Source organism: Mesorhizobium sp. B2-4-12 (assembly GCF_006441575.1).
Lineage (GTDB): Bacteria > Pseudomonadota > Alphaproteobacteria > Rhizobiales > Rhizobiaceae > Mesorhizobium.
Genome location: NZ_VFVC01000014.1, coordinates 70,357 through 83,882 on the forward strand (window position 1 = coordinate 70,357; position 13,526 = coordinate 83,882).

Genomic DNA, 13,526 nt, shown 5'->3' on the forward strand with positions numbered 1-13,526 from the left:
AGCAATGAAGCTGGTCAGTTACAACATCCAGTACGGATTCGGCAGCGACGAGCGCTACGATCTTTCGCGCGCGGCACGCATCGTCGACGGCGCCGACATCATTGCCCTGCAGGAGGTGGAGCGGCACTGGCAACGCAGCAATTTCGACGACCAGCCGGAACTGCTTTCACGCCTGCTGCCAGACTATTACTGGGTCTACGGGCCGGCCTTCGACATGGATGCCAGCGAGCGGCGCGAGGGGCGCCTGGTCAACCGGCGGCGGCAGTTCGGCACCATGGTGCTGTCGAAGCTGCCGATCGTGTGGTCGCGGCTGCATGTGCTGCCGATGCGCCGCACGCTGCGGCCGCTCAACACCCGCAATGCCGCGCTGGAATGCATGATCCGTACGCCGGCCGGCCCGGTGCGCGTGCTGTCCTTGCATCTCGCGCACATCGCGGCTGAAGAACGGCTGGAGCAGATCGACCACCTGCTCGCCGAACATCGCCGGGCGCCCACCGACGGCGGGCCGTGGAGCGGCGTCGATGACGAGCCTTCGCGCAACTGGACCAGCGGCGAAGCCGAGCCGGAAAATCCGCCGGCGGCGATCTGGATGGGCGATTTCAACATGGAGCCGGGCAGCGCCGAATATCGCCGCATCGTCGGCGCCACGCCCTACCATCGGGGTGCCGCCTATCTCGATGGTTTCGTCGATGCCGCCGCCGTGGCGATCGAAGCGGCGGCTAATTTCCACACGCATGAGAAGATCATCGACGGCAGGCTGGCAAAGCGCCGGCTCGACCATTGTTTCATCGGCGGCATGTTCGCCGAGCGGGTGCGTTCGGTCGAATCCGATATAGGCGAGGTGGCATCCGATCATTTCCCCGTCCGCGTCGACATCGATCTCGAAACGCCGCTTGGCTTGGGAGGTCGACAAGCCTGAAATGACGTTTTTCGTCTTCTTCGCGGTGCTTGCCGCGGCTGCCATGCACGCCATCTGGAATGCGCTGGTCAAGGTCCATCTTGATCGCTTTCTGTCGATCACGCTGATGACGCTCGGCATGGGTGCGGCCGCGCTCGTGGTGTTGCCCTTCGTCGAGGTGCCAAAGGCGGACGTCTGGCCATACATCATCGCGTCGGTGATCTTCCACATGGGCTACCGCACCTTCCTGATCGGCGCCTACCAGGCCGGGGATTTCGCCCAGACCTACCCGCTGGCGCGCGGCACGGCACCTTTGCTGGCCGCGATCGGCGGCATGTTCGTCGTTGCCGAAGTGCCGGCACCGCTCGCCATTGTCGGCATCCTGCTCTTGTCGGCCGGTACGCTTGTGATGTCGTTTCGCGGCGGCGCGCATCTGGAAAAGCTCAATTTGCGCGCGGTCGGCTTTGCATTCGGCACTTCGCTGTTCATCGCCAGCTACACGCTGTCCGACGGCAGCGGCGCACGGCTGGCGGCAACCGCGCAAAGCTACGCCGCCTGGCTGTTCATCTGCGATGCGCTGGGAGCCCTGGTGCTGTGCCTCGTCTTCCGCGGGCCCAAGGCGCTTCCCGTTCTGGCGCGCGACTGGAAGACCGGGCTGTTCACCGGCGTGCTCAGCGGTGTGGCCTACTGGATCGTGATGTGGGCCATGACCAAGGCGCCGATCGCCTCGGTCGCGTCGCTGCGCGAGACCTCGATCCTGTTCGCCATGCTGATCTCGGTCTACGCGCTCGGCGAGAAGATGACGGGCTGGCGCGGGGCGGCCGCGCTCAGCATTGTTGCCGGGGTCATCGCACTCCGGCTGGGTTAAGCCTCACTCAACCTAGCACGGTCATCACCTGGCCGCGCCGTTCCGGACTGAAGCGGATGACGACGATGATGCAGACGGCGACCACGCCGGCAAAAAGCGCCAGCGCGTAGCCATAGCTGCTCCCCGGTGCCTCCGCGATTCCCGCCTGATACGGACCGCCATAGGACGCCGCGAGATTGCCGGCCTGATAGATGAAGCCGGGCAAGGTGGCGCGTACGGCGCCCGGCGAAAGTTCATTGAGGTGCACCGGGATGACGCCCCAGGCGCCCTGGACTGCGATCTGCATGACGAAGGCGCCCATGGCGAGCATGAACGGCGTGGAGCTATAGGCCCATAGTGGAATCGCCGGCAGGGCGATCAGGCAGGCCAGGGTGATGGCGTTGACGCGGCCGATCCTCTCGGACAGCGCGCCAAAAGCCAGGCCGCCAACGATGGCGCCGATATTGGCGACGATGGTGATCCAACTCACCGTGTGCGGATCGAAGCCATGCTGCTTCTTCAGAAAGGTCGGGTAGAGATCCTGTGTGCCATGGCTGAAGAAGTTGAAGAACATCATCAGCACGACGGCATAGAGCGCGACGCCCCAATGCTTCTGCAGCGTTTCCAGCATGCCGGGCCTTACGGTCTTCTGCGCCTCGACGAAGGCCGGCGATTCCGGCACATGCGAGCGGATGAACAGGACAATCAGCGCCGGGGCAAAGGAGAGCAGGAACATGGCACGCCAGCCGATCGTGTAGCCACCGATCGTCTGCTGATAGAGCAGGCCATAGACTACCGCCGCCAGAAGGTAGCCTGCCGGATAGCCGCATTGCAGGATGCCCGAGACCATGCCGCGCGCGCTGGGTGGGATGGACTCCATGGCAAGCGAACTGCCGAGCCCCCATTCACCGCCCATGGCGATGCCGAACAGAGCGCGCAGGGCCAGGAAGATGCCGAGATTGGGCGAGAAGGCGGCCAGCGCGCCGATCACCGAGTAGCTGACGATGTTGAGCATGAGGATGGGCTTGCGCCCGTATTTGTCGGCGAGCATGCCGAAGAAGAACGCGCCGATGAAGCGCGTCGCTAAAGTCAGGAACAGTGCCTTTGAGACCGCCGGGACGTCTGTGTGGAATTCACTTGCAATATCGGTGAGCAGGAATGTCAAAAGGAAGAAATCAAAAGCATCCAACGTCCAGCCCAGGAATGAAGCCAGGACGGTTTTCTTCTGCTCGGCATTGAGATTCAAGGCGTCCTCCTTTGGTTCCCCCAAAGGAACGATATGTCGCCTAGTAAGAAAAAGAGAACAGCGATCGGCCGGCTTTCGAAGAGCCGGCGGTCACTTTTTCGTAAGATCGAGGTCGAAGACCATCAATCCGTCGGTGCTGCCCTCAAGGGCAGCCACCAGCCGGGCGCCGGCGCGCTGATGCGCTTCATGCACCAGATAGGCGTCACGCGCGGAGGCGTCGCGAAAATCGATGGTGAAGCCATGGGTGAAGCCGCGCGCGAAAGGCTCCGGGCTGACATTGGCGCTGAAGTGCACCGTGTCCATGCCGTCGATCACCTGGCGCAGTGCCTCCAGGTCGGCATGGATTCCCCTGCGTTCACCGTCGGGGACATCGTCGCGAAATCTGGCGAAGACACAGTGCCTGATCATTTTCTCTTTCCTTCAAGCAGCGCGATTTCCGGAGAATACAGCTGGCGGCAGCGGCTCGCGGCCAAGGACCAGATCGGCGCCCTTTTCGCCGACCATGATGGTCGGCGCATTGGTGTTGGAGGAGGGCACACGCGGCATCACCGAAGCGTCGCAGACCCGCAGGCCTTCGATGCCGCGCAGACACAGGTCCGGCGTCACCACGGCCATCTCGTCATGGCCCATGCGGCAGGTGCCGACCGGGTGATGGTCGGTCTTGGAGCTGCGGCAGGCATAGTCGATAAGCTCGTCGTCGCTGGCGAGCGATGGACCGGGCAGCACTTCGCGCAGCACGTAGTGCTGAAGTGCCTTCTGCCGCATGATCTCGCGCGCCAGCCTCAGCCCCTTGAGCGACATGGCGCGGTCGTAGGGATCGGACCAGTAGTTCGGGTCGATCAGCGGATGGTCGGCCGGGTCGTCGCTCTTCAGCCGCACCGTGCCGCGCGAGCGCGGCCGCAGGAAGGCCGAGTTCAAGGTGACGCCGGGGTTATTCAGTTTTTCGACGCCGGCCTCGATGCCGGATCCCAAGCCCAGATGGAACTGGATGTCGGGCGAGGCGGCGGTCGGGTCGGCGTACCAGAAGCCGCCGGTCTCGAAGAGGCTTGAGGCCACCGGCCCCTTCTTCAAGAGCAGATATTGAAGGCCGGCCCATGCCGTGCGGTGCAGCTTGGCGTAGTTGTCGTAGGTGTGGTCGCCGGTGCATTCGGCGATGACGAACAGGTCGAGATGGTCCTGCATGTTGGAGCCGACGCCGGGCAGGTCATGCACCGGCGTGACGCCGACCGATTTGAGGTGGTCGGCCGGTCCGATGCCGGATTGCATCAGGAGCTTCGGCGAGCCGATAGCGCCGGACGAGACGATGACCTCGCGGTCGGCGCGCAGGATTGTCTTCTGGCCACCCGGTCTGTCGACGATCTCGACGCCGACGGCGCGATGTTTCTCGACGACGATGCGGGTGACGAGCACATCGGTCTTTACGGTCAGATTCTTGCGGTTGCGGATTGGCTTGAGATAGGCGACGGAGGCCGAGGAGCGCCGGGCGTCCTTCTGGGTCAGCTGGTAGTAACCGACGCCTTCTTGGGCAGCGCCGTTGAAGTCCGGGTTGAAGGGAATGCCCATCTGCTGGCCGGCGCGGAAATAGGCCTCGCAGATCGGCAGCGGCGAAATCGGGTTCGACACGCCGAGCGGGCCTTGGTCGCCGTGGAAATCGTTGGCGTAGCGCTGGTTGTTCTCGGCGCGCTTGAAATAGGGCAGCACGTCTCGATAGGCCCAGCCGGCAAGGCCATCTTCCTTCTCCCAGGCGTCGTAGTCGCGGGCGTTGCCGCGCGTGTAGATCTGGGCATTGATGGAGGAGCCGCCGCCGACCACCTTGGCCTGCGTGTACCAGAACACACGGCCGTTCATGTGCCTCTGCGGCACGGTCGACCAGCCCCAGGAGGCGATGCCCTTGGTCATCTTGGCAAAGCCAGCCGGCATATGGATATAGGGATGCCAGTCCTTGCCGCCGGCCTCGAGCAGCAGCACCGAATTGGAGGGATCCTCGCTCAACCGGTTGGCCAGAACGCAGCCGGCCGGGCCGGCGCCCACGATGATGTAGTCGGTCATGACACTATCCACTTACAGCCGCGGAACGGAGAGCGCGCCGTCGACATTGATGATCGAGCCGGTCGAAAAGCCGAGCGTGCCGGCGGCTAGCGTCGCCACCACGGCGCCGATGTCGGAGGCCTCGCCCCAACGCCTTGACGGCACCAGCCCGCCGTCGATCAAGGCGTCGTATTTGGCGGTCACACCTGCCGTCATATCGGTGCGGATGATGCCCGGCCGGACCTCGAACACGCCGATATTTTCCGGGGCAAGCCTGAGCGCCAGGTTTTTCACCCACATGGAAAGGCCGGCCTTCGAGATGCAGTAGTCGGCGCGCTCCGGCGAGGCCATGTCGGCGCTGACCGAGGTGATGGTGATGATCGATTTTGGGAGGTGGCCCGGTGTGGCCAGCATCGCCTTGGCCACGGCCTGGCTCAGAAACACGGTGCCGCGCAGATTGATGCCCAGTGCGCGGTCGAAATTCTCCGGCTTCAGCTCGAGAAGATCGCCGCGCACGACGGCACCGACGCCGGCATTGTTGACCAGGCAATCGATGCGGCCGAAGCTCTGCAACGCGGCATCGACCAACGCCGTATGGGCGGAAAGGTTGGCTATGTCACAGCTGACATAGGCGAATTTCGCCCCGCGTGCGGTGATATTTTCCGAAAGTCCGTCAGCCGGGCTGTCGGCCAAATCCGCAACGAGAATGTCGAAGCCTGCGTCCGCAAGCGCCTCGGCGCACGCGAGGCCAATGCCACGCGCACCGCCGGTGACTATGGCGGCCGGGCGGGTCATGTGAGCCTTATACTAAGAAGGTTGGTGCTGCCCCTCATCGCCCTGCCGGGCGTTCGTCTTTCGAAAAGCCAAGCAATTGGCTTTTTCGTCCGCTGCGCGGACCACTCCTCACCTCCCCGTATAGCGACGGGGAGAAGGAGGCCGTCGCCGCCGCTTTCGCCAATGGCAATCGCTGCAGAAAGAGCGCCGGGGTTGCGGCCAAGTCCCTTCTCCCCGTTCCTTACGGGGAGAAGGTGCCGGCAGGCGGATGAGGGGCGGCGCAAACCTGTCATTGCTCGCTCGTGCGAATATGCTCCGCCACCCGCAGCGCCTGCGCCGCGATCGACAGCGCCGGGTTCACCGCCGCCGAGTTCGGCAAGAAACTGCCATCGACGACGAACAGGTTGCGATGATCGAACGACCGGCAGAACGGATCGAGCGGCGAGGTCGCCGGGTTGTCACCCATCTTCACCGTGCCGCACTGATGCGAGGGGGTGCGCTTGTCGAAGGGGCGCGACAGCACGATCGGATAACCGCAGGCGCGGAAGTTTTCGCGCATCACTTTGGTCAGGCCGTCGAGAGACTGCATGTTGGAACGCCGCCACTTCATGACGATATCCTTGCCGTCGACCATGATGCGGCTTTCCGGATCGGGCAGGTCCTCGCACATCAGGTACCAGTCGACGGCGTGGCCGGCCATGAAATCGAGCGCGAATTTCGGCGCGAGCTTGACGTTGGCTCTCAGCATGTTGCCGTCGATCTTGCCGAGCAGTTGCACATTGCCGAGCGGTTTGCCGCCCTTGCCGTCGGACAGGTAGTAGTCGTTGAGCATCAACGTCTTCTGGTAGACGGCATCGTTGCGGCGGCGCGGGTCGATCGCCAGCATGGCGCTGGAATTGTGGTTCATGAAATTGCGGCCGACCTGGTCCGAACTGTTGGCGAGGCCCTTCCCGCTCCCATTGCCGTTATTGGGCGAGGGCGAGCGCAGCAGGATGACCGCGGAGTTGACCGCGCCGGCGGAGAGGATGACCAGCTTCGGCGTGACCTTCCTTGCCTCGCCATTCTGCTGGTAGTGAACGGCCGATATGGTTTTGCCGTCAGGGGCTGTTTCGAGATATTCGACGTAGGCACCGGTCTCAAGCCGGATGTTGCTGTCCTCGAGTGCGGCGGCCAGTGGTGCCGTCTGGGCGTCCATCTTGCCCTGGCCGGTGTTCGGGAAAGCGTCCCAGCCGGTCCTGCCCTCCTTCAGCCATGTCTCGATATCGACGCCGAGCGGCAGCGACGCCGGGTGCAGGCCGAGGCTCTTGAGTTCGGCGCGGGCGCGCGCGATCGGCGCCTCGTCGGGCACCGGCTTGAAGGCATAGGGGATCGAGTGGAAGGGTTCGGTCGGGTCCTCGCCGAGCGTGCCGCGCACGCGAAACAATTGCTCGGCCTTGGAATACCAGGGCTCGAATTCGTCATAGGAGAACGGCCATGCCGGCGAGACGCCGCCGAAGTGCTCCATGGCGGAAAAGTCTTCCTTGCGGTAGCGGATCAGCACCGCGCCGAAGAATTTCGAATTGCCGCCGACATAGTAGTAGTTGCCGGGGTTGAAAGCGGCGCCGCCGGCCTCGCGCCACATCTCCTTTGGCCGGTAATGGCCGTCGAGGAAGATGGCGCGCGTGTCGCGTGCATGCGGCGTTGCCGGCAGCGGCTCGCCGCGCTCCAGAATCAGGATCGAGGCGCCGCTGCCGGCCAGGCCGGAGGCGATCGTGGCACCGCCGATGCCGGAGCCGATGATGACGATGTCCGGATTTGTCATGGTGTCAGCGGATGCGGTTCTCGGTCGCCGGATCGAAGAACACTGCCTTGGTAAGGTTGAAGGCGAGCGGCGTGCTGGTGCCCGGCTGGATGTTGGCGTCGGCCCGCAGCCGCGCCACGACGCCCTTGCCGCCGAGGTTGGTGACGGCGAAGGTATCGGAGCCGGCCGGCTCCACCACCTCGATATGGCAATCGGCGGTGGCAATCTGTGAAGCGTTGCGCTCGGCACCTTCCGGATCGGTGAGCGCCTCGGGGCGGACACCAAAGATGACAGGCTTGCCCTTGAAGGCCGCCAGCCCGACCGGCGCATTGGCCATCGGCAGAGCAATCGGCTGCCGCGCTTCGCGGTCGAGCATGACAGCCAGCCCGCTGCCATTGTCGCCAATGGTCGCCGGGATCAGGTTCATCGCCGGCGAGCCCATGAAGTCGGCGACGAAGACGTTGGCGGGGTTGTTATAGATTTCGGCCGGCGTGCCGAATTGCTGCACCTCGCCGTCGCGCATCACGGCAATCTTGGTCGCCAGTGTCATCGCCTCGATCTGGTCATGGGTGACGTAGACGATGGTGGTGCCGGTGGTGGCGTGAAGGCGCTTGATCTCGATGCGCATGTCGACGCGCAGCTTGGCGTCGAGATTGGACAGCGGCTCGTCGAACAGGAACAGTTTGGGGTCGCGCACCAGCGCCCGGCCCATGGCAACGCGCTGGCGCTGGCCGCCCGAAAGCTGGCTTGGCTTGCGCTTCAGGAGATGGCCGATCTGCAGCACCTTGGCCACCTTGTCGATCGCCTTCTGGCGTTCGTCCGCCGGCACGCCGCGCATTTCCATGCCGAAGGAGATGTTCCCGGCCACCGTCATATTCGGATACAGCGCATAGCTCTGGAAGACCATGGCGATATCGCGCTTGGAGGGATGCAGATCGTTGATTGCCCGACCGTCGACGCGGATCTCGCCCGAGGTGATCGTCTCGAGTCCGGCAATGGTGTTGAGCAGCGTGGACTTGCCGCAGCCGGACGGGCCGACCAGCACCAGGAAGCCGCCTTTTTCCAGTTCCAGATTGATCCCTTTCAGGATCTCGACCTGGCCGAAACGCTTCCTCAGACCATCAATTTCAAGAAAAGCCATTGGATTATCCTTTGACCGCGCCCGCCATCAGGCCACGCACGAAATAGCGGCCGGCGAGCACATAGACGAGAAGGGTGGGGAGGGCCGCGATCATCGCGGCCGCCATGTTGACGTTGTATTCGACGACGCCGGTCGAGGTGTTGACGACATTGTTGAGCGCCACCGTCATCGGCATGGAGTCACCCGTGCCGGCATAAGCGGAAGCGAACAGAAAGTCGTTCCAGATGTTGGTGAACTGGTAGATCACGGTGACGACGAAGATCGGCATCGAGTTGGGCAGCATGATGCGCCGGAATATCTGGAAGAACGATGCGCCGTCGACCTGGGCGGCTCTCACCAGTTCGGTCGGGAAGGCCTCATAATAGTTGCGGAAGAACAGCGTGGTGAAGCCGATGCCGTAGACGACGTGGACGAAGACGAGGTTGACCGTCGAATTGCCGAGGCCGAAACTGGTTCCGACCGAGTTCTGCAGCGACGCGCCGAAACGGCCGACGCTGCCGAGGATCGTCGCCATCGGCAGCAGCACCGACTGGAACGGGATGAAGCAGGCAAACAGCATCAGCCCGAACACCAGCGTGTGACCGCGGAAGCGCCATTTGGTCAGCACGTAGCCATTCAAGGCGCCGAGCAAGGTCGAGATGATGACCGCGGGGACCACCATCTTGATGGAGTTCCAGAAATAGCCCTTGATGCCGGCGCAGGTGAGGCCGACGCAAGTCTCGCCCCAAGCCTTCAGCCAGGGATCGAAGGTCGGCGCCTTGGGCAGCGAAAGCATGTTGCCGTTCTGGATCTCGTCCATGGTCTTGAACGAGGTGACCAGCATGACGAACAGCGGCATCAGGTAGAACAGCGCGAACAGCGCCAGAAGCCCGTAGATGACGACGCGGTTGACGATCTTGACGTTGACCCCGCTGGACGGCAGGCGGGCGGGGGTGGCCACGGTGCTCATCGCGACTTCTCCCTGAGTTCCGAATAGAGATAGGGCACGATGATGGCGACGATGGTCATCAGCATGATCACCGCACTGGCCGAGCCGACCGCCATCTCGTTGCGCTTGAAGGTGTACTCATACATGAAGTTGGACGGCAGCCACGCCGAGCCGCCGGGGCCACCGCTGGTCAGCGCCACCACAAGATCGTAGGACTTGATGGCGAGGTGGGCGAGCACGATGAACGCCGACAGGAAGATCGGCCGCAGCAGCGGAATCACGATGCGGCGGTAGAGCTGGAAGGTTGTGGCGCCATCGATCTGCGCCGCCTTCATGATCTCGCCGTCGATGCCGCGCAGGCCGGCCAGGAACATCGCCATGATGAAGCCCGAGGCCTGCCAGACGCCGGCGATGACCACGGTGTAGATGACGAAATCCTTGTTCTTGATCCAGTCGAAATGGAAGCTCGTCCAGCCCCATTGATGCAAGGTCTGCTCAAGGCCGAGGCCCGGATCGAGGAACCATTTCCAGGCGACGCCGGTGACGATGAAGGACAGCGCCATCGGATAGAGGTAGATCGGGCGCAACACGCCTTCGCCACGGATCTTCTGGTCGAGCAGGATGGCCAGGAACAGGCCGAGCGCCAGGCAGATCAGGATATAGAGAAAGCCGAATATGCCCATGTTGGTGATCGAGGTGTACCAGCTTGATGGCGGGTCGGTGTCGAAGGTCCAGCCCCACAGCCGCTGATAGGCGCGAGGCCCTGTTATGGCGTAGGACGGGAAGGTCTTGGAATTGGTGAAGGACAGATAGATCGTCCACAGGATGAAGCCGTAGACAAAGATGACAGTGATGGCGAAGCTCGGCGCCAGCACGATCTTCGGCAAGGCATCCTGCAGGCGCGAGCGCACTGAGGCACGCGGTCGGGCATGCTCCGGCGTCAGCTTGATCTGGCTTGTCGCAACTGTGCTCATGAGGTTCCTCCCGTCAGCGTTCGGCCGGGGAACCTTCCCCACCGAAGCGGGGAAGGTGTTTTGGCGCGTAACGCTTACTTGGCGTCGTCGATCGCCTTGACCAACTCGGTCACGGCCTCGTCCGAGGTCTTGATCTGGCCGTGGACGAATTTCGAGACGACATCCTTGTAGGCATTGGCGACGGCTGGAGGCGCGCCATAGCCCTGGGCCAGCGAGCCGAACAGCGTGCCGCCTTCATTGGCCTTCTTCAGGTCGGCGATGCCCTTCTTGCCGCAGGCGTCGAAGTCGGTGTCCGGCACGTCGGTGCGTGCGGGAACCGAACCCTTCACCACATTGAAGGCCGACTGGAAGCTCTTCGACAGGGTGGCGGTGGCCAATGCGACCTGGGCGGCCTTGCGGTCTTCCGGAACATTGAACATGCCGAACATGTCGGAGTTGTAGATCACCGAGCCGTCGGTGCCCGGGAAGCGATAGCACAGGAAGTCGGTGCCCGGGGTCTTCTTGGCGGCGTGGAACTCACCCTTGGCCCAGTCACCCATGACCTGCACAAGGGCATCGCCCTTGATGACCATGGCGGTGGCAAGGTTCCAATCGCGGCCCGAGAAGTTCGGGTCGACATAGGTGACCAGTTTGGCGAGGTTGTCGAACGACTTCTTCATCGTGTCGGACTTGAGCGAAGCGTCGTCGAGGTCGTTGAAGGCCTTCTTGTAGAAGTCAGGTCCGCCGGTCGAGAGCACGACCGAGTCGAACATGGTTGCTTCCTGCCAGTTCTGGCCGCCCAGCGCGAGCGGGATGACACCGGCAGCCTTGGCCTTGTCGAGCAGGGCGACGAAGTCGTCGAAGGTCTTCGGCTCGGTGCCGCCGATCTTGTCCATCACCGCCTTGTTGATCCACAGCCAGTTGACCGAGTGGACGTTGACCGGAGCCGCGACCCACTTGCCTTCATAGACCGAGAATTTCTGCAGCGCCGCCGGAACTGATTTGTCCCAGCCTTCCTTCTTGGCCGTCTCGGTCAGGTCGCCCATGACGCCGGCTGCGGCATAGTCGAGCACGGTGTAGCCGAGCATCTGCGAAGCGGTCGGGTAATTGCCGGCCGCGACCATCGCCTTCAGCGCGGTCATTGCGGCGTCGCCGCCGCCGCCGGCCACCGGCACGTCCTTCCAGGCATAGCCTTCCTTGGCCAGGTCCTGCTTGAGCACGTTCAGAGCAGCCGCTTCGCCGCCCGACGTCCACCAATGCAGCATCTGCACTTCCTTGACGTCCGCGGCATGCGCCGAAAACGCAAAGCTCGTCGCAAGAGCCGTTCCGATAAGCAGTTTGCGCAACATGTACTTCCTCCCTTGTTGCAGTCATAGGACCGACGGAAACCCGCCGGGTTCTTCCAAACTCAGCCGACCCACCATCCGGTGCGCTGGCCGCGATGAAACTGGATTGTCTTTTCCTCGGTATAGTCCTCGACGGCGCGTTTGCCGAGTTCGCGTCCAAGGCCGGACTGTTTATAGCCTCCAAAAGGCAGCTCGGGATAACCTTCCATGAATGTGTTCACCCAAACGGTTCCCGAACGCACCCCACGCGCCACCGACATGCATGTGTCGATGTTGGCGCTCCACACGCCTGCCGACAGACCATAGGGCGTGTTGTTGGCGATGTGCAACGCCTTTTCAATCGTTTCAAAAGTCAGCACCGAGAGCACGGGGCCGAAGACTTCCTCGCGTGCGATGGCCATGTCCTCGGTGACGCCGCGGATGATGGTGGGATCGAGATATTGACCGGCATTCGAAGCCAGTTGCTGGCCGCCGCTATAGACAGTGCTGCCCACGCTTGCCGCTGCCGTAACGTAATCCGTAACCTTGGCCAGATGGTCGGACGAGATCATCGCGCCGACCTTGGTCCGGTCATCGAGCGGGTCGCCGACGGTCACCCTGGACGCAAGGGCCTTCACGGCGGCAAGAAAATCGTCGGCGATCGCCTCATGCACGATCAGCCGGCTGCCGGCATTGCAGCATTCGCCGGCATTGAAGAAGCCGCCGAACACCGCCGCGTCAGCCGCGGCTTCGAGATCGGCGTCGGGGAAGACGATCTGGCCGTTCTTGCCGCCGAGTTCCATCGAGACCTTCTTCAGCGACTGCGCGGCGGAAGCCATGGTCATCTTGCCAACGCGGGTCGAGCCGGTGAACGACACCATCTCGACGAGGGGGTGGCTAACCATCGGCGCGCCGACATCGGCGCCCAGACCGGCGAGGATGTTGACGACGCCGGCGGGCAGGCCGGCTTCCAGCAGGATATCGCCGAGGACGAAGGTGGAGGCCGATGTCATTTCGCTCGGCTTGACCACGGCGGTGCAACCGGCGGCCAGCGCGAAAGGAAGTTTCTGGCTGACGATCAGGAACGGGAAATTCCATGGGGTGATGATCGAGACGACGCCGATCGGTTCACGCACCACAACGCCCAGCATGGCGTCGCCGAGATTGGCATAGGATTCGCCATGCAGCGTGCGGGCAAGCGAGGCGGCATAGCGCCAGATGTCGACTGCGCCGCCGATCTCGCCGCGCGCCTGGGCGACCGGCTTGCCGGATTCCAGGGCATCGAGCCGGGCGATGTCTTCCAGCCGCGCCTCGATCAGGTCTGCCGCCTTGAGCAGGATCGCGGCGCGTTCGGCTGCCTTCATGCGCGGCCAGGGACCGGTCTCGAACGCCTGGTGCGCGGCCTGCATCGCTGCTTCCACTTCGGCCGCGCCGGCTTGCGCATAGCGCGAGACGGTGAAGCCGTGGCCAGGGCTCTTGCGTTCCAGCATGCGGCCATCACGGGCATCGACATGTTTGCCATCGATCAGCAGCCGATAGGTTCTTGGCGCTGCGGACGCCTCGGCGGGCATGGCGATGTTGAGGGGGGCGTTCATCAGCTTCACTT

12 protein-coding genes are annotated in these 13,526 nt (G+C 63.3%); 2 read left to right on the plus strand and 10 right to left on the minus strand.

Features of this window, described 5'->3' with window-relative positions; translation table 11 throughout:
- Nucleotides 1–4: 4 nt before the first annotated feature.
- Together FJ934_RS11235 and FJ934_RS11240 are read left to right on the plus strand one after the other, a co-directional pair.
- Nucleotides 5–919: an endonuclease/exonuclease/phosphatase family protein gene (locus FJ934_RS11235; RefSeq protein ID WP_140609693.1), complete on the plus strand. Its 915-nt coding sequence runs from the start codon at nt 5–7 to the stop codon at nt 917–919.
- A gap of 1 nt (nt 920) precedes the next feature.
- Entirely contained in the window at nt 921–1,766 is an 846-nt protein-coding gene (locus FJ934_RS11240) for an EamA family transporter (RefSeq protein WP_140609695.1), read from the plus strand.
- A gap of 7 nt (nt 1,767–1,773) precedes the next feature.
- Here FJ934_RS11240 and FJ934_RS11245 read toward each other — a convergent pair whose 3' ends face one another.
- The 10 genes from FJ934_RS11245 to FJ934_RS11290 all read right to left on the minus strand — a co-directional run bounded on the left by FJ934_RS11245 (nt 1,774) and on the right by FJ934_RS11290 (nt 13,515).
- Complete coding sequence (locus FJ934_RS11245) at nt 1,774–2,991, minus strand: MFS transporter (protein ID WP_181165584.1); 1,218 nt, start codon at nt 2,989–2,991, stop codon at nt 1,774–1,776.
- Between the two features lie 90 nt (nt 2,992–3,081).
- A complete protein-coding gene (locus tag FJ934_RS11250) occupies nt 3,082–3,399 on the minus strand; it encodes a Dabb family protein (protein ID WP_140609698.1) in 318 nt (105 codons plus the stop codon).
- A 12-nt stretch (nt 3,400–3,411) separates the two neighbouring features.
- Nucleotides 3,412–5,040: a choline dehydrogenase gene (locus FJ934_RS11255; RefSeq protein WP_140609700.1), complete on the minus strand. Its 1,629-nt coding sequence runs from the start codon at nt 5,038–5,040 to the stop codon at nt 3,412–3,414.
- A gap of 12 nt (nt 5,041–5,052) precedes the next feature.
- Nucleotides 5,053–5,814, minus strand: coding sequence for a 3-ketoacyl-ACP reductase (locus FJ934_RS11260; RefSeq protein WP_140609702.1), 762 nt, complete (start codon nt 5,812–5,814; stop codon nt 5,053–5,055).
- A 268-nt stretch (nt 5,815–6,082) separates the two neighbouring features.
- A complete protein-coding gene (locus tag FJ934_RS11265; RefSeq protein ID WP_140609704.1) occupies nt 6,083–7,594 on the minus strand; it encodes a GMC family oxidoreductase in 1,512 nt (503 codons plus the stop codon).
- A gap of 4 nt (nt 7,595–7,598) precedes the next feature.
- Nucleotides 7,599–8,714: an ABC transporter ATP-binding protein gene (locus tag FJ934_RS11270; RefSeq protein WP_140609706.1), complete on the minus strand. Its 1,116-nt coding sequence runs from the start codon at nt 8,712–8,714 to the stop codon at nt 7,599–7,601.
- Between the two features lie 4 nt (nt 8,715–8,718).
- Nucleotides 8,719–9,663: a carbohydrate ABC transporter permease gene (locus FJ934_RS11275; protein WP_140609708.1), complete on the minus strand. Its 945-nt coding sequence runs from the start codon at nt 9,661–9,663 to the stop codon at nt 8,719–8,721.
- A complete protein-coding gene (locus tag FJ934_RS11280; protein WP_140609710.1) occupies nt 9,660–10,616 on the minus strand; it encodes a sugar ABC transporter permease in 957 nt (318 codons plus the stop codon). Before FJ934_RS11280 ends, FJ934_RS11275 begins: the two co-directional genes overlap by 4 nt.
- A 74-nt stretch (nt 10,617–10,690) precedes the next feature.
- The gene (locus FJ934_RS11285; RefSeq protein WP_140609712.1) at nt 10,691–11,944 is read right to left on the minus strand and encodes an ABC transporter substrate-binding protein; all 1,254 of its coding nucleotides are present in this window, start codon (nt 11,942–11,944) and stop codon (nt 10,691–10,693) included.
- A 59-nt stretch (nt 11,945–12,003) separates the two neighbouring features.
- Nucleotides 12,004–13,515, minus strand: a complete 1,512-nt coding sequence (locus FJ934_RS11290) for an aldehyde dehydrogenase family protein (RefSeq protein WP_140609714.1) — start codon at nt 13,513–13,515, stop codon at nt 12,004–12,006.
- Nucleotides 13,516–13,526: the final 11 nt, after the last annotated feature.

What these genes read in the sequence shown, in the direction of transcription:
- FJ934_RS11290 (WP_140609714.1), bottom strand. Translation starts at nt 13,515, where the DNA reads ATGAACGCCCCCCTCAACATCGCCATGCCCGCCGAGGCGTCCGCAGCG.
- FJ934_RS11255 (WP_140609700.1), bottom strand. Translation starts at nt 5,040, where the DNA reads ATGACCGACTACATCATCGTGGGCGCCGGCCCGGCCGGCTGCGTTCTG.
- FJ934_RS11260 (WP_140609702.1), bottom strand. Translation starts at nt 5,814, where the DNA reads ATGACCCGCCCGGCCGCCATAGTCACCGGCGGTGCGCGTGGCATTGGC.
- FJ934_RS11275 (WP_140609708.1), bottom strand. Translation starts at nt 9,663, where the DNA reads ATGAGCACCGTGGCCACCCCCGCCCGCCTGCCGTCCAGCGGGGTCAAC.
- FJ934_RS11250 (WP_140609698.1), bottom strand. Translation starts at nt 3,399, where the DNA reads ATGATCAGGCACTGTGTCTTCGCCAGATTTCGCGACGATGTCCCCGAC.
- FJ934_RS11235 (WP_140609693.1), top strand. Translation starts at nt 5, where the DNA reads ATGAAGCTGGTCAGTTACAACATCCAGTACGGATTCGGCAGCGACGAG.
- FJ934_RS11240 (WP_140609695.1), top strand. Translation starts at nt 921, where the DNA reads ATGACGTTTTTCGTCTTCTTCGCGGTGCTTGCCGCGGCTGCCATGCAC.
- FJ934_RS11270 (WP_140609706.1), bottom strand. Translation starts at nt 8,714, where the DNA reads ATGGCTTTTCTTGAAATTGATGGTCTGAGGAAGCGTTTCGGCCAGGTC.
- FJ934_RS11280 (WP_140609710.1), bottom strand. Translation starts at nt 10,616, where the DNA reads ATGAGCACAGTTGCGACAAGCCAGATCAAGCTGACGCCGGAGCATGCC.
- FJ934_RS11265 (WP_140609704.1), bottom strand. Translation starts at nt 7,594, where the DNA reads ATGACAAATCCGGACATCGTCATCATCGGCTCCGGCATCGGCGGTGCC.
- FJ934_RS11285 (WP_140609712.1), bottom strand. Translation starts at nt 11,944, where the DNA reads ATGTTGCGCAAACTGCTTATCGGAACGGCTCTTGCGACGAGCTTTGCG.